Origin of the sequence: Alkalicoccobacillus porphyridii (genome assembly GCF_007293315.1) — a bacterium.
Classification (GTDB): Bacteria; Bacillota; Bacilli; order Bacillales; family Bacillaceae_D; genus Alkalicoccobacillus; species Alkalicoccobacillus porphyridii.
Genome location: NZ_VLXZ01000004.1, coordinates 20,214 through 39,236, shown reverse-complemented (window position 1 = coordinate 39,236; position 19,023 = coordinate 20,214). Strand labels below are relative to the sequence as shown.

At 40.1% G+C, this 19,023-nt stretch carries 20 protein-coding genes and 1 other annotated feature; of the genes, 2 read left to right on the top strand and 18 right to left on the bottom strand.

Translation table 11 applies throughout. The features are described 5' to 3' along the window. Positions 1-5: 5 nt before the first annotated feature. Genes FN960_RS07605 through FN960_RS07590 form a run of 5 tightly spaced genes read right to left on the bottom strand, consistent with a single transcriptional unit; the run spans position 6 to position 3,780 of the window. On the bottom strand, positions 6-431 hold the full coding sequence (locus FN960_RS07605; RefSeq protein WP_185970960.1) for a DUF2663 family protein: 426 nt from the start codon (positions 429-431) through the stop codon (positions 6-8). 45 nt (positions 432-476) lie between these two features. Further along, positions 477-653, bottom strand: coding sequence for a hypothetical protein (locus FN960_RS22770; RefSeq protein ID WP_185970959.1), 177 nt, complete (start codon positions 651-653; stop codon positions 477-479). Further along, complete coding sequence (locus FN960_RS07600; protein WP_143848106.1) at positions 650-1,240, bottom strand: CPBP family intramembrane glutamic endopeptidase; 591 nt, start codon at positions 1,238-1,240, stop codon at positions 650-652. Before FN960_RS07600 ends, FN960_RS22770 begins: the two co-directional genes overlap by 4 nt. Further along, positions 1,230-2,750: a RecQ family ATP-dependent DNA helicase gene (locus FN960_RS07595; RefSeq protein WP_143848105.1), complete on the bottom strand. Its 1,521-nt coding sequence runs from the start codon at positions 2,748-2,750 to the stop codon at positions 1,230-1,232. Before FN960_RS07595 ends, FN960_RS07600 begins: the two co-directional genes overlap by 11 nt. Next, the gene (locus FN960_RS07590; RefSeq protein WP_143848104.1) at positions 2,725-3,780 is read right to left on the bottom strand and encodes a YpbB family protein; all 1,056 of its coding nucleotides are present in this window, start codon (positions 3,778-3,780) and stop codon (positions 2,725-2,727) included. Before FN960_RS07590 ends, FN960_RS07595 begins: the two co-directional genes overlap by 26 nt. A 241-nt stretch (positions 3,781-4,021) precedes the next feature. On the opposite strand from FN960_RS07590, the gene FN960_RS07585 reads away from it, so the two are divergent. Next, entirely contained in the window at positions 4,022-4,270 is a 249-nt protein-coding gene (locus FN960_RS07585) for a ferredoxin (RefSeq protein WP_143848399.1), read from the top strand. Positions 4,271-4,338: 68 nt separating this feature from the next. Here FN960_RS07585 and FN960_RS07580 read toward each other — a convergent pair whose 3' ends face one another. Continuing rightward, complete coding sequence (locus FN960_RS07580) at positions 4,339-5,394, bottom strand: M14 family metallopeptidase (protein WP_143848103.1); 1,056 nt, start codon at positions 5,392-5,394, stop codon at positions 4,339-4,341. 135 nt (positions 5,395-5,529) lie between these two features. Further along, positions 5,530-5,748, top strand: a binding site (T-box leader). A gap of 96 nt (positions 5,749-5,844) precedes the next feature. Here FN960_RS07580 and serA point away from each other — a divergent pair. Beyond that, a complete protein-coding gene (gene serA, locus FN960_RS07575) occupies positions 5,845-7,467 on the top strand; it encodes a phosphoglycerate dehydrogenase (RefSeq protein ID WP_143848102.1) in 1,623 nt (540 codons plus the stop codon). Between the two features lie 222 nt (positions 7,468-7,689). On the opposite strand, the gene FN960_RS07570 is transcribed toward serA, so the two are convergent. From FN960_RS07570 to FN960_RS07520, 12 genes are all read right to left on the bottom strand, one after another. Further along, positions 7,690-8,442, bottom strand: a complete 753-nt coding sequence (locus FN960_RS07570; RefSeq protein ID WP_143848101.1) for a TerC family protein — start codon at positions 8,440-8,442, stop codon at positions 7,690-7,692. An 87-nt stretch (positions 8,443-8,529) separates the two neighbouring features. Next, entirely contained in the window at positions 8,530-8,916 is a 387-nt protein-coding gene (locus FN960_RS07565) for a hypothetical protein (RefSeq protein WP_143848100.1), read from the bottom strand. Between the two features lie 143 nt (positions 8,917-9,059). Then, complete coding sequence (locus tag FN960_RS22765; RefSeq protein ID WP_185970958.1) at positions 9,060-9,221, bottom strand: hypothetical protein; 162 nt, start codon at positions 9,219-9,221, stop codon at positions 9,060-9,062. Positions 9,222-9,247: 26 nt separating this feature from the next. After that, positions 9,248-10,174 carry a VanW family protein gene (locus FN960_RS07560; protein WP_260681957.1) on the bottom strand — a complete coding sequence of 309 codons (927 nt, stop codon included), beginning with the start codon at positions 10,172-10,174 and terminating at the stop codon, positions 9,248-9,250. Positions 10,175-10,226: 52 nt separating this feature from the next. Then, complete coding sequence (locus FN960_RS07555) at positions 10,227-10,814, bottom strand: cob(I)yrinic acid a,c-diamide adenosyltransferase (RefSeq protein WP_143848099.1); 588 nt, start codon at positions 10,812-10,814, stop codon at positions 10,227-10,229. An 88-nt stretch (positions 10,815-10,902) separates the two neighbouring features. Beyond that, complete coding sequence (locus tag FN960_RS07550; RefSeq protein WP_143848098.1) at positions 10,903-11,838, bottom strand: ABC transporter substrate-binding protein; 936 nt, start codon at positions 11,836-11,838, stop codon at positions 10,903-10,905. Between the two features lie 45 nt (positions 11,839-11,883). Further along, the gene (locus FN960_RS07545) at positions 11,884-13,677 is read right to left on the bottom strand and encodes an ATP-binding protein (protein ID WP_306461605.1); all 1,794 of its coding nucleotides are present in this window, start codon (positions 13,675-13,677) and stop codon (positions 11,884-11,886) included. Next, on the bottom strand, positions 13,677-14,396 hold the full coding sequence (locus FN960_RS07540; RefSeq protein ID WP_143848097.1) for a response regulator transcription factor: 720 nt from the start codon (positions 14,394-14,396) through the stop codon (positions 13,677-13,679). Before FN960_RS07540 ends, FN960_RS07545 begins: the two co-directional genes overlap by 1 nt. Before the next feature lie 85 nt (positions 14,397-14,481). Next, complete coding sequence (ccsB, locus tag FN960_RS07535; RefSeq protein WP_143848096.1) at positions 14,482-15,669, bottom strand: c-type cytochrome biogenesis protein CcsB; 1,188 nt, start codon at positions 15,667-15,669, stop codon at positions 14,482-14,484. A 4-nt stretch (positions 15,670-15,673) separates the two neighbouring features. Next, complete coding sequence (gene resB, locus FN960_RS07530; protein WP_143848095.1) at positions 15,674-17,320, bottom strand: cytochrome c biogenesis protein ResB; 1,647 nt, start codon at positions 17,318-17,320, stop codon at positions 15,674-15,676. Positions 17,321-17,336: 16 nt separating this feature from the next. Beyond that, the gene (gene resA / locus FN960_RS07525; RefSeq protein ID WP_143848094.1) at positions 17,337-17,864 is read right to left on the bottom strand and encodes a thiol-disulfide oxidoreductase ResA; all 528 of its coding nucleotides are present in this window, start codon (positions 17,862-17,864) and stop codon (positions 17,337-17,339) included. Positions 17,865-17,998: 134 nt separating this feature from the next. Beyond that, positions 17,999-18,727, bottom strand: coding sequence for a pseudouridine synthase (locus FN960_RS07520; protein WP_143848093.1), 729 nt, complete (start codon positions 18,725-18,727; stop codon positions 17,999-18,001). Positions 18,728-19,023 lie beyond the last annotated feature (296 nt).

The window sequence follows — 19,023 nt, the reverse complement described above, 5'->3', positions numbered from 1 at the left end:
ATAAATTATCGATAATATAGGTTGATTCCATAATCAGTTAGAACATGCTGGAATACCAGTTTCCGTTTCTGCCAGCCTTCATCTTGCTTCCATAGTTCCTCGGCTCTTTCTATTAGTTCCCCACGAAGCTCTTCAAAGTCGTTATCGGCTTTCTCTGCTTTTTTCTGGAGATGTAAAAGTCTAATTAGTATAATAACCACACCAACTACTATATATATTCCGTATGTCGTCAGTTGAAAAGGTAAACCTAATATGCCTACCTGAGCTGAGTCTAGGCCAAGGAATAATAAAGCTGCTAATAGTAAAAGCAGAGCCACACTCGTCCAATTTCTTAAACGCTCCAATTTTGTTACATTCTTTTTTCTATCTATTAGTTCATAAATGATGACTTTGGCTACAGGATTATTCTCTATTTCTTGATGCAGTGTCACACCTGCACCCCCTTTTAGCCCCAATATATGAACAGCCTTGCCTATTTAGAATAGCCTTGGCAAAATAAATAAAGCCATACCAACAAGGGTTAGAAACAAAATTAAAAGAAGGGTTGCTAATGGTACCACTGGTTTCTGCTTTCGTTTTCTTCTTCGCTCTCTCATTTCACTTCTTGGTGGTAAGGATGTTTGCTTCTGATCATCCTCTGGTAATGAATTCATATTTCTTCACCTCTTGATATTGACTTTTTACGAATATACATACCCGTTATGACATTAATTAAAAAATGAGCTGTAATTGGTACTAGAATATTCTCAGTAAGATGAAATAAAACACCTAATAGAAAACTAACAATAATAAGAACACTAAAGAGCAGTGGTTTTCTTAAGTAACGGATATGCACGAGTGCAAATAAGATACTTGCCCCCACTAAACCTAGTAGGGTTTGCAAAATAGCTCGAAATAGAATTTCTTCAATAATACTAACAATCATGCAAAAGCCTACGATATGAGAATGACTCATCGTACTAAACAGTTTATTGTTAATACCACCATCGTCCAAGGCTTTGGGACTCACATTTTTCAGTAAAAACCATTCAGCAATCACAACTAATACAGCGGTTAAGCTCCCTAGCCAAATGGCCTGTCCAATGTCCAAGCGGTTCATCTGAAAAACGGGATGCACATGTTCTTTAAAACCCAAAAGTAAAACAACGATTATCATAAGTAGAATTAATTGAGTGATATACGCTTGTATAATCAGTTCTCTACTTGTAAATTGATCAATCTCTCCTCGCTTACTCTCCATAAAGTTGCCTTCCTGTAAATACGTTTTTAAGCTCTTGCCTCCAGTTTATTTCTTGATGTTGAGACGTTTGTTTCTGAGTAGGTGAATGAACACGAGTCAGCTTAATTCCACAAGATGAACAGCATGGATCGGGCTTATTAGTTAAGTTTTCATCGAAATAAGATAAAATGTGCTCACGTTTACAACGATCAGACGTTACCCAGTCCCACATGGCTAATAGCCTTTCTTGTATAAGTGACTGAGAAGAGCGTATGGAAGGTACAAGTGAAGAATACACAGTAAGCGGATCAAAGGCTAACCATGTCTTGCCCTTTATGTAATGCTTTTGCTCAAGAAGATATCGTAGCATGTTAAACGCTGTATCTGAACAGCCTAGAGCAGAATAGATGGCCATTTCTTCTTCTTTGTTATACGTGCCGCCCGCTGAAAAAGATTGAAGTACACGTCTAAGAAGCTGAGAATCAAAGTGATCCTTTTGTAGCATTGCCTGAGAGAATGCTTTATCCTCATCCCAATACAGTAAAATGGCCACACTTGGTCGCCCGTCCCTGCCAGCTCGGCCCATTTCCTGTAGATAGGATTCAAGATCAAGAGGAGCATGGAAATGAATAACAAACCGTATATCTGCTTTGTTTACCCCCATTCCAAATGCACTTGTACAACAAACAATATCGAGCTGACCATTCATAAATTGCTGTTGAATGAGTAGTCGATCTTCATGAACCATGCCCCCATGATAATGGTTACACTTTGTCTGTCCATTCTGTCTTAAATACGAAGCAACCTTTTCAGCCCACTTTCTGCTTTGAACATAGATCATTCCTGGACCTTCTAGGGTGGTGACATACTCTATCAGTTTCTCTAGCTTATCTTGGATTGAAGATACAGGCTCCACGGCTATCGAAATATTTGGTCGATCCACACTGTAGATAAAACTGACGGGATCATCAAGTTTTAAGTGTTTCTTAATGTCACTGCGGACTACTTGTGTAGCAGTAGCTGTTATGGCAAGACAAGGAGGTAGGCCGAGCTCTTTTCGAACCTCAAATAATTTTAAATAATCCGTCCTAAACGATTTTCCCCAATGAGAAATACAATGAGCTTCATCCACAACAAAATAGCTGATAGAAACTTGTTTTAGTCTTGTCATTAACCAGTCAGTTTGTAGCATCTCTGGAGATATATAAAGTAATTGATATGAGTCCAAATTAGCTAGTATATATTGTTTTTCTTCGTATGAAACCATACTATTTAATGCTGCTACTTGTTTTAACCCCCTACTACGAAGATCTTGGACCTGATCCTGCATCAGTGAAAGGAGTGGAGACACAACAATGGTTAAACCCTTAGATAAAAATGCAGGAAGCTGATAGCATATTGACTTTCCCGTGCCTGTTGGCAGCATAGCTAATACGTCAGATCCTTCTAAAAGCGAGCTAACAATTTCTTTTTGCCCCGCTCTAAAGCTTGAATATCCAAACCACTTATCTAATGATTGTAGTAGATCCATTCAAATAATCCTTTCGAGTTAATGCCAGCCGAATTTTAAAATATGTAAACTCTTCACCAAGTGCTTCTCTCAGCTCTTTTAACTTTAGTGTGTTACATTCATTTGCGACCTTATCAACAGCTCTAATTTCCTGTTCAGTAACGTATGCTTCAATAGAGAAGGTTGAATCATACAAAGCTAGCTCCACAATATGGTCTTCAATTGTGCTTTGCTTAAGTCTTCGTTTGTTTCCCACTTGGAGTAATGTGTATCCTTCTTTTAGTAATTGTGCTGTTTTCTGCGCCGTGGCGGTTGAGAATGTTTGCTCGTTAACTTTACAAATAGCTAGCGTTTCAAAAGTATGTGTTTGAAATGCATTGAAAAGCCTATGTAATGTCGCCTTATGCATAACAGCTACATTAAGCTCCTCCATTTGTAAGCGTTCTGCTATTTGTTGAATAGTTAAACCTATTTGAGCAGGCGAGCTTAGCTGTAATACAAAAGCAGTCGCCTGACTCGTTGAACAGGTGGAAAGAAATGCGTCACATTCTTTATACAATTGATGGACTAGGTGGTCTAATCCATTTCTGTTCTGCTTAATTTGAGCTTTAACCCATTTTTGCACACTATGGTTTGAGGTGACAGGTACAAAATGTGGTTGCTTTATTATAAGATGTGTTGCTGTTTGGATAAGTAATGTCAAACGTAGCCAGTACTCAGTCGTTTGTTGAAGATACTTTAAGCCATTTAATTCTGTCATGTATGGATGGTTTTGAGCAAACTCGGCGAGCTTTTCTTGACCCTTATCTGTCAAGACTGCAAACTCTTCATCTAAGATAATACTCTGTTCATGAACAAGTTCCTGAGTTAGCTTCTCCAAATCAATTCTTGTCATTTGGGGTGTAAGATTATAAAAAGGGAGTAAAGAATAGAAATGACTATCCTGAATGGCCTGTGCTGATTTTTTTCCTTGTAAGATATGCAAAGCCCCATAAATCGTCCGCTCTCCCTTAAACGCCCCTAGGATAGAAAGAAGCAACGCTTTTTTCATTAGGCCAGCCCCTTTGATTCTTCATTCTATTCAATCATTGTAACAAATTTCAGCTTTCCTTGTGTTAACAGAGTATGGATTTCGTGAACTTTCATCTACATTCGATGATTTCCGCGTAATAAGCAGCAGGATTCAGTTGAAAAAAAAACGGGTAGACTTTACAATAGGTAAAGAAAATGCATTCCCTGATAAATTGACAATGAGTAAAAAGGGAAAGCTTGCCGAATTGGAGGTTAATAATATGGCTAAATACACGATTGTAGATAAAGATACCTGTATCGCCTGTGGAGCATGTGGCGCAGCAGCCCCTGATATTTACGATTACGATGATGAAGGCATAGCATTTGTCATTCTAGATGACAATGCAGGTACAACAGCAATACCTGATGAGTTAGAGGAAGACATGGTTGATGCCCATGAAGGATGTCCGACTGATTCCATTAAAGTCGCAGACGAACCATTTAATGGAGACGCACTGAAGTTTGAATAGATACACCTCAGAAAAGACTTGACCCTCACCTTCTAAGTGTGAGAGCAAGTCTTTTTTGTTAGTTTTTATTATAAGGTAAGCCCAACGAGACCCATCCTGGCATTATTTGTCCATATTTCTGAAAATGATTGGGGTGGTAAAGGGTTTACCCCTGAACCCACTTCAATTGTAAATCCAGGTTTATGTGTGTCTTTAATAAACCAATCCTTAAAACCTGCGTCACTTTCTGCAGTGCGTATGGCCGTGTATGAACTCGCTTGACAAAGTCGTTGAACCATTTCCTCGCTTTCTGCCGGCTCCATTCCTCGATAACCCCAATAAATGACCTGACCCTGGGAATGGTACGCTAACACATAATCAGGTTGTATTTGCTTCGTATATTCATAAACAGCCATTGCTTCTGGTTCAGATAAAGGGTGGGGACCACCATAATGCCTAGGCCAAGGTTGATGTGGGCTTCCTTTTGCTTCTTGAGCCCAGCCTGCTGGCCACTGATGGTTTAAATCCACCCCACGAATGTTGGCTGACCAATGATTAAATCTGGTTATCCCTTGATTGATGTCTTTTACTTGATGCTCATATGGATGCCCTTCATACAACCCTTGCAGTACGAGCTCAATCCCATCGGGGTTAACCATCGGAATTACGTGCAACTGAACCCGTTTAAAAAGTTCCGTTAAATCAAAACCGTACCATTGCTCTTTCGCCTGTTGTTTTTCCACATAGCTCATCATAAATCGACTGAGAAACTTTGAGGTGTGCCACTCATTTGCATGCCAGCCTCCTGAATATAAACAGGTTTTTTTACCAGTGCCTATCACCCACGCATACAAGGGTTGACCAAGAACTGAGAATCCTATCACGGATGCTTTTATTCCTAACTCCTCAAGTCTTAAGCGATCTTGCTCTAATTGGTTGGCCCCATACTCACAAAGAAGATCATTATCAAGTGAAATGTTTTTAATGAAACGTGCTTGCTTTGGTAAGAGGAGGTTTTTTCCGACAGGTAGGTAATCATATTCAAAACGAATACTCGGATTTAAAAGCATTAGATCAAACGGTCGGATTTGATGATGGTAAGCGACGAGTGAAACGGTATCCCCCTTCTTGACTACATAGTTCATATCGCTTCTCCCCTCTTCTTCTACTCTAAAAAAGTTAAAAATTTTTAATGAAGCTAGCCTTAAGTAGCCTGTTGACAGTACTAATTGAGTATGATAAGTTATCTAACAATTAGAACTTTAATTAATTTTATATTGATACAGACATCGAAGAAGAATGAAAAAAAGCACTTCTTTTCAGAGAGCTGACGGTTGGTGTAAGTCAGTAAGAGTCTTTTTGGATAGCCCTTCTGAGTCAATACATCGAATGTAAGTAGATGTATTCGGGTGAATCCCGTTACGATTGGAGTATATCTCCATAAGAGCTCTGAACGTGTTCAGATAATGAGGGTGGTACCGCGGACTTCCGCCCCTCACGACTAATTGTTGTGAGGGGCGGAGTTTTTTTGAGATAGCAACGCTTTCACAGTGCCGCGACAAAGCATAAAAGTAATCAAGGGAGTGGAGTGTAAAATGGGACAACAACTTGAAATGAAAACAAAAGAAAGAGAAAGCCGAACAAATACGTTTAACATTTTAGTTTCAGACACAATGAGCAAGGAAGGTCTACAGCCTTTACTTGAAAGCCCCCTCGTAGAATGTGTACAAAAAAATGTGAACGAACTAGATCAATTGGATCAATTTGATGCACTACTTGTTCGCAGTGCAACAACGGTTACTGAAGAATTGTTGCTTAAAATGCCTAATTTAAAAATTGTAGCTCGTGCTGGTGTAGGTGTAGACAATATTGATTTAGACGCAGCGACAAAGCATGGTGTGGTTGTCATTAATGCCCCCGACGGAAACACAATATCGACAGCTGAACATACCTTTGCCATGATGAGCTCCTTATTACGAAAGATCCCTCAGGCGAACGCATCCATTAAGGAGGGTCTTTGGAATCGAAATAAATACCAGGGTTCCGAATTACGTCTAAAAACTCTCGGCATCATAGGGTTTGGTCGAATCGGTAGTCAGATTGCTCAACGTGCAAAAGCATTTGAAATGAAATTAATTGTCTTTGATCCATTTTTAACAAAAGACCGTGCTGAGAAGCTTGGCGTTGAATTAGGTTCGGTTGAAGAGGTATTAGCTGCGGCAGATATCATTACCGTTCACACTCCACTCACTAAGGAAACAAAAGGCTTACTGGGCATGAAAAATATTGCAAAAACCAAACCAGGTGTTTTTCTCATTAACTGTGCTCGTGGAGGAATTATCGATGAGCAGGCATTAAAGCACTATCTCCATACTGGCCATGTAGCCGGTGCTGCTCTTGACGTATTTGTGGAAGAGCCAGCAACCGATCGAGAATTACTCGACTTTGAAAATGTGATCGCTACGCCACATATTGCTGCTTCTACAAAGGAAGCCCAATTAAATGTGGCCTCACAAGTTGCTGAAGAAGTGTTGCAGTTCCTCCAAGGAGCTCCTGCTACAAATTCAATTAACTTACCGACCCTATCAAAAGAGGTCTACGAAAAAGTAAAGCCATATTATCAACTTACTAAAAAGATGGGTAACATTCTTTCTCAGGTTATGCGAACTCCCGTGCAAGAAATAAATGTTCATTATAGTGGACAGGTTGCGGACTCTGAAACAACAATAACCACACGTAGCTTGCTCGCAGGTTTCCTGCAACCTCGTGTTGATGCAGCGGTAAATGATGTCAATGCCTCGTTTATTGCTAAGGAGCGTGATATTAGCTTTGGTGAAAAACACGTATCCGACTCTTATGGATACGCAAATCTTATTCATGCTGTTGTAAAAGGGGAAGATCGTAGTTTTTCTATTCAGGGTACTTATGTTAAAGAATATGGGCCGCGTATTGTTAATATGAATGGCTTTTCGGTTGACTTTGTACCTGAAGGACACATCCTCTATATCCAACATAATGATAAACCAGGTGTTATTGGTAAAATGGGTGGACTTTTAGCAGAGCATGAGGTTAATATTGCAACGATGCAGGTGGGCCGCCAAGAAGCAGGTGGACAAGCGATTATGCTTGTAACTGTTGATAAATTAGTGGATCAGGCGGTATTAGAAGGCCTGCAGAAAATAGAAGAAATTCAGTTTGTTGAAACGATTGAATGCTAAACTGCTAACGACATAAGCAAGAGGTAAGACAAAATTTACTTCCACAATAGACAGACTATATGTTTTAGCTAAAAAAAGAACCGAGCCATAGACTAACGTAATGGTTCGGTTCTTTTGTCTTACTAACATTAAAGGCTTCGGCGGCGGGATTCTCGTGTATTCTCTACGCTGGTTTGTGCTCTTTCATGACCCTGCCTATACCCTAGGGGTTCGGGCATTTGTTTATTCATTCTTCTTTGTACCTGAAGTAAACCAGCTAATTAGAATGATTAGCACGAGTACACTCCAAAACACAATCTTCCATGGGGTTGATTCTGGAAAATGTTCAGGTAAGATCGCTAAATCAGGATGGCTAATTGTAAAGACAAGAAGCTTAACGCCTACCCAGCCAACGATAATATAAGCACCTGTTTCCAAATTAGGACGCTTCTCAAGAAGATTCACAAACTTACTGGCTGCAAACCTCATAATAATAATGCCAACAATTCCCCCAATTAATATCACAATGAACTGACCACCGTCCATTTGACCTATCGTAGGAAGTGCTGTTTCCGGCAAGGTCATGGCCAGTGCAACGGCAGCAAGAATAGAATCTACCGCAAAGGCAAAGTCAGCAAGTTCTACTTTTAAGACCGTTTTCCAAAATCCTGCTGGTGCCTTTACCGACTTTGCCGATTTTGTTTTATGAAGAATGAACTTTCTCCAAATATAATGAAGAGAAAGATAAAGTAAGTAAATGGCCCCTATGGCTTGGATTTGCCACACATCAATAAGATATGAAATCAGAAATAATGAGGCAAACCGAAAAATAAATGCTCCTGCCAAACCATAAAATAAGGCTTTTTTTCGTTGTTGTTCTGGCAAATGGCGAATAATCATGGCTAAAACAACCGCATTATCAGCCGCAAGAATACCTTCAAGCCCAATAAGTACGAGTAAAACCCATGCGTATTCAAGCAATAATGCTGTATTCATTCATCGTGTACCCCCAAACCAAAAAATGGACAACAGTATCGTCCATTTAAGTGTTTGGCTTAGTTTACACATCTCTATACAGCTTATTCATAACCAAATATGCATAAGAATTTGTTCAAGCTGTTGTTCTTTCGTGAGCTGCAAGTAGTTGTGCCCTTTTTCCGTTAATTGGACCTGCTGATGCTCGACCTTCAGAAACTCCTCTTGGAGAGCGACAGTCCAGTAAAAATTCTGCATTTGCTTTGCTATCTCGTGATCTTCCCTTGTTTGAATACGATATCCAAATGCACGATTATGGGCCTTCCAAAACCGATTGTGTAATCGATCATTCCGAACGAAGCACTGATTATGCTCTGCCCGAATTTTTTTTAGCATAAATACAAAACCATCTACAATATCAATTTGTGCACTCGATAAATCCATTTGCTGATTAAACCATGAAAGCAGCTCAGCTTTTAATCCATCAGTTGTCATCGTGCCGAACCCTTTCTTTTGCTCAATTCCTTATTATTCTTTGCGGTGGACAGAGAAACAAACCTTTAGCCGCCACTTTAACTCTATTCATCGCTAAAAACATACACAAAAGCATGGATACTTTCTTTTACACATTCTTATGTTCAGTTTAGCACAAATAAATATTTAATGTCTTTACTTTCAGTCTCTTTTGCATCTGTTATATCCATTCCTCCAACGTTTGCTGTTGCAGCCCCCAGAAATAACGCGCCAATAAAAACGGCTAATACTAATGCGATACATAATCGTCTAATGTAATCGAACATGTATGCCTCCTAATATACTCATTCATTTAAGGATGATGTGAAAACACCTTCACTCTCATTGTTTGATCCAAAACTTCAGCCCGAAGGATAACCGGATAATCAAATGGGTTCTTAAATACAAAATCAGGCCCTCCCCAGGATACAGTTGCATCTCTACCTGATGGAACATAGCCTACCTCACGAGAATGGGAATATCGCTGGATAACCTCTAGCCCTGCCTGATCAATAGCATTAAATAGCGTTGAAGAGGTTTGACAGATGCCTCCGCCAATTCCAAGAACAAATTCCTTGTTCACAATTTCTAGAGCTTCTTCATAGCCCCGTTCTACCGTTCGTTCACCAACTACCTTGTTAAAAGAAAATTGATCTCCGGGACCTAATACATAGTTATTAATAGCTTCTGCTGATAACTGAATATTGTTTACCCTGCCATCTACAGACCCATCAAAATATGTATGGAAGCTTGCTCGTTCGTATTCATCAATTCCAGCCAACTCTTCGATTGTCACCGTTGGTTCAGTTTCATAAATCGGGAGCGTCAGTTTTTTTGTTCTCGGTGATAACTCAAGCATCATGTCGACTAATTCATCTTCAGCCAGAATAAGTCGGTTCGTTCCTTCCGTTACATCTCCAGACTCTGATAAAGACGGATTACGCATCGGTGTATCAATTTCTCCTGCTAGTTCTTTAGCAAATTGAATAATTCGTTCCTGATCTAGCTCCTGTTCATCTCCCTGCTCGGGGAATCCCACATCTGCCAACTGAATCATTTTACGTTGATTTAGGTGATCCTCAATCTCTATAGAATCAAATGATAAGCTTTCCTTTACACTAATCGAACTCACAATTTTTTTGGGATTCGGTTTACTTATAAGCTTGTCTTGTGCCTGACATGCAGTTAAAATCATGACACTCATGAATATATAGCCAATACGAGCTAGGATTCTCAGCAACACTTTCACCCCCTCGATATATCTATGTGAGAGGGGCTTAATTCATGTTTGATTATTTATTTTTGTCTTCTGAAAAAGAGAACACCGAGGATCCACGTACATATTCTATATCAGGATTTGAATCGATTGCATTTACAGCTCTAGCGACTGCAAAAAAATAGTCTGATAAACGATTTGTATATGCCAATAACTCTGCGGGTACAGAATTAGTTTCACTTTGGAGCCTTGAGAGATTTCGTTCGGCTCGACGCGTGGAGGTTCGACACACATGAAGAGCTGCTGTAGCCTTGCTTCCACCGGGTAATATAAAACGTTTTATAGGCGGCGCTTGTTCAACCCAGTTATCAATTCGCTGTTCAAGCCAAGTAATCATATCAGAAGTTACTTTTAGATCGACTTTATTTTTAGATTGAAGGACAGCCAGATCACTTCCACAATCGAATAGTTGATGCTGAATTTCTAGCAATTCCTGACTAATTTGTTCTAGCTCCGAACACTGCATTTCTGCCCTTGCCATACCTGTAAAGCTATTAACCTCATCAAATGCGCCCAATGTTTCAATCAACAGGTCATGCTTAAATAACTTTCCGCCTATTAGGGATGTTTTACCTTTATCTCCTGTTTTGGTATACAATTTCATATGCTCACTCCTTTTTTGTAGATAAACTCATAGAAAAAAGGCTTTTTATACCTTTATCGGGTTATAAAAAGCCTTTTTAAATGCATTCTTACTCTAAGAAATCCTCAGGGTAAATCATTTCGGCAAGCGTTCTTGCACCCTCTACTAGCCTTGGTCCCGGTCGACTAACTACGTTGGGATCAATATCGTATATTTGGTCCTCTTTGATAGCTTGTACTTGCTGCCAGGCAGGCCTATTGGAAATATCTTCAGTTCCACCATACGTAGAGATAATCACATCTGGGTTATACGTGACCCCAGCTTCCTCACTTACTTCTGTCCAACCAATAACATCCTCAGCCGCATTTAGTGCATGAATCCTTTGGAGCAGCTCATCTATAAATGTTTGCTTACCAGCTACATAAATAGGCTGCGGGGAAATTTCAATCCATGTACTTTTTTGCTCTTCCTCAGACCTTTCTGTTATTGCAGACAACTGCGCCAGCTCATCTTGCATTTCCTCAATTAACTGAACAGCTTCTTCATTCCGGTTAATCAGACCAGCAATTGATTGAATTGAATCATATACAGCATCCAATGTTTGAGCATCTTCGACTACATATACTGGATATCCTGCTTCATTAAGCTGGTTTAATGGATCCTCTGCCTGTCCTATTCCTGACTCATGCGCCAGTATCAAATCCGGCTCCAGCTTTATAATTTGCTCAACATCAAATTCCATGCCACCAATACTTTGTACATCCAACACTTCTTCCGGATAATCATCGAAGTCAGAACGCCCTACAAGCATACCTCCAGCTTCCAGTGCATAAATGATCTCCGTATTACTTGGAATGAGAGAAACAATTCGTTTTGGTTCATTCTCTAATACGAAGTCAGACCCGATAGCATCGGTTTGTTCAATAGGATAGGCAGAAGAGGAATTCGATTCAGGCGTGTCATTAGATAGATCCGTAACACAGCCAGCCATGCCACATATTAAAAAAACAAACATACTTATCGATAATACTCGTCTGTTTCCCACTTTTTCTCCTACCTTATACTGTTCCGTATGAAACAAGATTTTTCTTTATCGTTCGTCAGCTTCAACAGTAATTCGAGGCAAATGGATAGAAAAAGTTGTACCTTTATTCATTCGACTATGAACAGAGAGCTCACCCTGATGTGCTTCAACAATGTTTTTAGCAATCGCTAAACCTAAGCCCGTACCAGATCTTCCTCTTGTACGTGACTTATCGCCTTTATAAAAACGCTCAAAGACAAATGGCAAATCTTCTTCTTTAATTCCACTGCCCGTATCTGCGACATCAATCTCAATTATATCTGTTTTTAATCGAATGTTTAGAGCTACATCTCCACCTTGCTCCGTATGCCGAATCGCATTATGAAGTAAGTTGGTAAGAACCTGTTCCATCCGGTCTGGATCAATCCAAACAATAGGATTCTCGCCTGTTAGATGAGTTGTTAAATGAAGCCCATCCTCTGCGGCATAACCGTAAAACTTACGAATCATCCGTTCACTAAACTCCTGAATATTAACTTCTGCTTTATTAAGTTCTGTATGTCCAGCTTCCATTCGTGCTAGATCCAAAAGCTCATTCACTAATCGACCCATACGTAAGGATTCATCATAAATAATACGGGCAATTTCCTTTTGATCCTCTTCTGTGCCTGCTACATCATCAACAATCGCTTCACTGTATCCTTGTAGTAATGAAATGGGTGTTCGTAGCTCATGAGATACGTTAGCAATAAAATCCTTGCGCAATTTATCGTGTAGACGCTCCTCCGTCATATCACGGATAACAGCAACGGTTCCTCTGACATCCTCTTGATCATATAAGGGTGCCATTAAAATAGCCCAGCTTCTGCCTTGAACTACAATCTCAATTAACTCCTCACGCTCTTGGGTTACAACCTTTTGAAAGAGTTCATTCATTTCCTCAGGCAACTGATGAGCGATTGACTCTTGCAGCTCCATCTCATAACGCCAATCCTCAAAAAAACGCTCAGCCGGAGGGTTCATCACCACAACCTCTCCTTTACGGTTAAAGGTCATGACCCCGTCTGCCATACTACTTAAAATACGGGCAAGCTGCTCCTTTTCCTGATTAAGCGCCGCAATATTCCGATTTAATTCTCGACGCATTCGATTAAAGGCAATAGCAAGCTGCCCAATTTCATCATGTGTCAGAATCGGAACCTTTGTTTGAAAGTTGCCCTCAGCAACCTCAAGTGCAGCCTGACGCATTTTTCTTAGTGGAGCAGTCATCCTAGAAGATAAAAAGAAAGCAAAAACGGTCGTAAGAATAATAGCAATACCTGCAGATAAATAAACAATTCGTCTTGTTTCATTAGATGTTTGTTCAATGATAGAAAGCGTTTGGTACATATAGACTGCGCCATTATCTACATTGTTTAGAGGAACACCTACAACCATAATGGTCTCCATTTCACTATCAATAGAAGCCGACCTTGGTCTAAAGTCAGCTTCTTTTGCAACAACTGCTCCCTCTTGAAGGACTCTTGAAAGATCTGTATCCTCAGTAAATACTTCAGGAGGCAATCGAAATGGGAGATAATTTTCTGAGCTCCATACCTTTTCACCTGCTTCAAAAATGGCAATGTTACTCGAAAAATTTTCCCCGTATCTATCGATCATTTCTCTATTATCAGGATCATTGCCCTGTTCCTCATAAATAGTTGCGAGCATGGAGGCATGCTTTTGCAGCTGAGTCTCAGCTTCGGTTAAGTTGTGCTGTTCAAGTGAACGCAGGAGAAGAACCATTAGAATAGATAACACAACAGAAACAAGTAGTAGTATCGTAAACCAAAGCTTTCCAACGACACTTTGCCACAGCATTATGACTTCATAGCCTCGAACTTGTAGCCAACTCCCCAAACCGTTGCAATCATACTTGCAGTTTCCTCCGAGACTCGGTTAAGTTTTTCGCGAAGTCTCTTAATATGCGTATCAACTGTTCTCAAGTCCCCAAAAAACTCATAGTTCCAAACATCCTTAAGTAGCTGCTCACGAGAAAACACTTTATCAGGTGATTGCGCTAGGTAATACAGAAGCTCGTACTCTTTAGGTGTTAATCCAATATCCTGTCCATCCACACTCACACGGTGCGCATCATTATCAATGGTTAGCTGGCTAAACACAAGCAGATCCTTGGTTTGGACATCTGTTTGTAAGAACTTTGTTGTTGAAGACCTTCTAAGCAAGGCTTTCACTCGAAGAACAACCTCTCTCGGACTGAATGGCTTGACGATATAATCATCTGCACCAACTTCAAAGCCCTGAACACGGTTAGCTTCTTCACCTTTAGCCGTCAGCATCATCACTGGCGTTGCTTTTGTTTTTCTAAGCTCCTGACACACTTCTACTCCGTCCATTTCAGGCATCATGACATCAAGTAGAATTAAGTCGTACTCTGATTCATTTGCCATCTCTAACGCTTGACGGCCGTTCACAGCTTCTTCAATTGCGTAATTTTCTCTTTCCAAATACATACGTAATAATCTTCTGATACGATCTTCATCATCCACTACCAATATCGTTGCTTCGTGTTGGTCCATGAAGTAAGTGCCTCCTTTTGCTACAAACAATAACTATACGTTGTAGTGTACCATGTCACCATTATTTCAGTCACTTTTTGCGAATTTATGCGTAGGAATGAAGACCTGCAATGACTAAGTTAACAAAAACAAGATTAAACATGATTATGGCAAAACCGATAACACATAACCAGGCTGATTTCTCTCCATGCCAGCCATTTGATAGGCGTAGATGTAAATACACTGCATAAAATAGGAAAGTAATAAGCGCCCAAACCTCTTTAGGGTCCCATCCCCAGAATCTTGTCCATGCTATTTGAGCCCAAATCATAGCAAAGATTAGTCCCCCTAATGTAAATACCGGGAAACCAATGGCAATCGCACGATAGCTTATTTCGTCTACTTGATCTGGTTTAACAGCTCTTAATAGAGGTTGGATGGCATGGCCAATTCTTTTTCTAAGAATTAATCGTAAAGCTAGATAGATCACTGCTCCTGCAATAAAGGACCAAATCACCGTGTTTAAATCATCACTACGAATATTAGCACCTACATTAAAAAATGGTTGCAGACGACCGTCAGAAAGCATTTCTGCTTGGTTTGGCCCAACTAATGCTGGCAATGAATACGTCATTTCAGCCTCTGCATCAAACTCATTAATATAGGCGAATGTGGCTTCATAATTCATTAATTTAAATAGATAACGAATGCCAATGTATCCAACTAAGCTTGTAATTGAATACATAATCCATTCAAGGGCAGCGGTTTTTATTCCAGGTTTTTGATAATCTAGTGTTCGAATTAAATAAATTAATCCTGCTGCAAAACCAATGGATAAAATACCTTGCCCAAGAGCAGTTGTAATCACGTGAATTTTAAGCCAGTTACTTTGTAACGCTGGGATAAGTGGCTCAACCTCTCTTGGAAATAATGAAGCATAGGCTACTAGTAACATCACTGTTGGCATCGTAAACAATCCAATAACATTACTTTTATAAATACCATAAATTAAAATAAAGGCCAGTCCCATAGCTATGCCGAGGAACGTCATGTATTCATACATATTACTTACAGGCGGATGCCCGGCTACGTTCCATCGAATGACGAAGTAGCCTATGGCACAAACTGCCGCCAATATACTAAAGATATAACCAAAACGGCCCCAGTGATTCCCTTTCATCTCACCTTGCTTATTTCTCCATTTTCTGCCTGTAACAGCCACAGCATACGCAATGGTTGATGCAAGATATAAGAAAAAAGCAATCAACATTAATGTTCCACTTAATGAAACCATCTTGTTACCCCTCCTCAGATTGTGACTGATTTTTTGATTTCTTTTCGGATTGATCCTCTGGTTGATGTAAGCTTGTCTCCTCTATTGCAGCAGACATGTCTTTTTGGAGTCCTAGCCCACTCTTATTCGTATGGCCAGCCATCCACCATTCTCCATCTACCTTTTGCAACCAAATCCGACGGTGCATCCAATACGCACCTTGTATCAGTCCAATCATAAAAATAGCCCCTCCTACAACAAGAAAAGGAATGGTATGGTCTCTTCTCACCGTAAGAATGCTAACATTTTTCATGACAACATCAACAAACGTCATTTTATACTGATTCTCACCCATAGGTTCTCGATTGTCTTGGATACCCACAAAGCTTACTTCGCCCTCTGGTGTTTCAGGAGTAAACATTCTAAAGAAGAAATACGGGTTATCCGGCACACGAGACCTGGTTGATGGTTGATTCATATCATTCATAAAGTAATCCGGGAAATATCCCATTACTTCCACTCGATATCCATCTTCAAATTCATACTCGTCTTCAGGATTAAATAGATCTATGTCTATCCTGCCAAACGTTTCTCCAGATTCTTTGTCCTCTAGGGTAAACGACAGTTCGTTTAACTCATTTAATTTATATTGTGTTTGATATAAGGATAAGCCTTCATATGTTAATGGTTCATTAACCCGTATTTCTTGTCTTGCTACCTCTTCTTTCTCACCTGCTACACCGATGACTTCACTTGTTGATTCTAGAAGAACCGCATCAGTCTGAAAGGTTTTGACAACTGGTTCCACGTTACGTTCTAGTGCATCTTGAAACGTAGGGTCAGTCTCATCATAATATTCAACAAAAAAACGTTCATTTTTCACATAGAATTCGGAATCACTTACTGGAACAACGGCCTCTTCGCCTTCACGTATCCACATCGTTTCATCAACATACATACCTGGAAAATATCGAAGCATACAGCCAATAAGAAAGATGATGATTCCAATATGATTTACATACGGTCCCCATCTGGCAAATCGATTTTTCTCGGCCAGCAAATTACCATTCTCTTCTTTAATTATGTAGCGTTTTTTCCGCAGATTGTCCTTCACTTTTTCCAGTAGCTCAGCATCTGACATATCAGGCTGTGGCGTTTTAGAGAAGAAGCGCTGTTTACTTAAGAAAATCTTATGTCTTGTTACTCGTTGCTTTGATAAAGATTTATATAATGGTACAACACGATCAAGACTAGCAATCGTGAGTGAGATACCTAAAGAGGCCATTAATAGCATGTACCACCACGAGCCATAAAGATTATGAAAACCTAGCTGATAATAAAGCTGCCCCAAAAACCCATACTCATCTCTATAATAGACGGATGCATTTTGTTCAGGGGGAATATACATCTCCTGTGGAAAAACACTGCCCAAGGCTGAAGCAATTAATAAGACAACCAAAATCCAGATGCCTACCTTTACAGAGGAAAAAAACACCCATATTTTATCAATGAGCGTTGTTGTATAGGTCTTAGATCGCCTTGCTGCTCCTTCGTATCTCATATTTAGAAGGGTTGATTCAGCTTCTTCTTTCACTAGAGGTTTACCGCACTTTTGGCAGATCAGTGTACCTTCGGGATTCAGCTGTCCACACTCACATGATTGATCTTTCATTTTTCCTCACCCCGTTTTACTCTTGTGGAACAATGGAATCAAGAAACTCCTCTACCATTTCTTCAGTCATTCCACCCTCATGAACTTTTGTAATCATACCGCTTTCATTTATTAAAATAGTCGTGGGAAGTGGTCTCACACCATACGCATCCGTTACGTTCATGCCTTTATCAAGCAAAATCGGAAAGCTTAACCCATATCGATTTACAAAGGTATTTACCGTTAGCGGTGCTTCGTTAACATTAACAGCTAAGATCTCAACACCCTTGTCCTTATATTCCTCATACAAAGCTTCCATATGTGGCATTTCACGCTCACATGGCGGACAGAACGTACCCCAGAAATTAAGCATAACACCCTTTCCTTCATAATTAGAGAGCTGATGCGGCTCACCCTGAAGATCCTCTAAGGAAAAATCAATTGACGCATTACCTGCTTGGGCAATACTATGATCAGCAATAAAATTTGAGTAAAACGCATAGCCAACCGCTATAAGAATTGCCAGTAGAATCACTGTTCTCATGATGAGTCGTTTTCTTTTCAATGGTGTACCTCCTTTGCTAAAACAGGCTACCTAAATAGGCAGCCTCCACACAAACATTATTTAATCCATCCGTTTGTTCACATGGTACCCTACTCTTTAGTATAACGCTCTCGATATTCGCATTACCTTACGTTTTATGACGGTTTCGTGACAGCCAATTCACGTAAGTGTTTAACTTCAATTGGTTTTAATGGACGAACATCCCCAGGATTAAGCCCCTTAAGTGTCAAAAAGCTATACTCTTCTCTTTTCAGCTTAAGTACCTGATGTCCAATCGCTTCAAACATCCGTCTAACTTGACGATTTCGCCCTTCATGAATACTTAATCGCACGATCGCCGTATTTTTTTTCTTGTCGCCTGAGATTAGCTTTACTTGGGCAGGAGCGGTTTTTCCATCTTCAAGCATAACTCCACGCTCTAATTTCTTTAGGCTTTCTTTTGTTGGAGTGCCTTCTACCTTCGCCACGTACACCTTATTCATTTGATGTCTAGGGTGCATGAGTAGATTAGCAAAATCCCCGTCATTCGTTAGCAAAATTAAACCAGAGGTATCATAATCTAATCTTCCAATTGGAAATACTCGTTGCTCTATGTGTAAATAGTCTGTGACCACCTTACGATCTCGATCATCGCTCACACTTGAGATAACTCCACTAGGCTTATACAGCAAAAAGTAAACGGGCTCCTCTTTATCAATCGGTACACCGTCGACCTCAATCTTGTCTCGCTGAGCCTGAACCTTAACGCCAAGTTCAGTTACGGGTTTTCCGTTCACTGTCACCCGTCCTTGCAGGATTAGCTCTTCCGCTTTTCTTCTTGATGCAATGCCTGCATGGGCAATCACTTTTTGTAACCGTTCCATTTATCCTTCACCTCACGTACCATCATACCTCTGTGAACCTCATTAAACAAGTTTGAAAATCAACAGAAAAACAACAAAGATTAGTGTTTTTTCTGGAGCGTGAGAGGTAGGTCCCGCTTCGGAAATACACTTCGCTTTCCATGGGCGGCTGTTGAGCCCTTTGTGCTTACACACTGTAGTGTCTCACCTAGGTTTTTTCTCCTATAGAAGACTCCGTGTATTTCTTACGCTGGTTTATGCTTCCTTACATTCATTAAGTAACATTTTCAGTTTGGTATTCAGATTTAATTACTCTG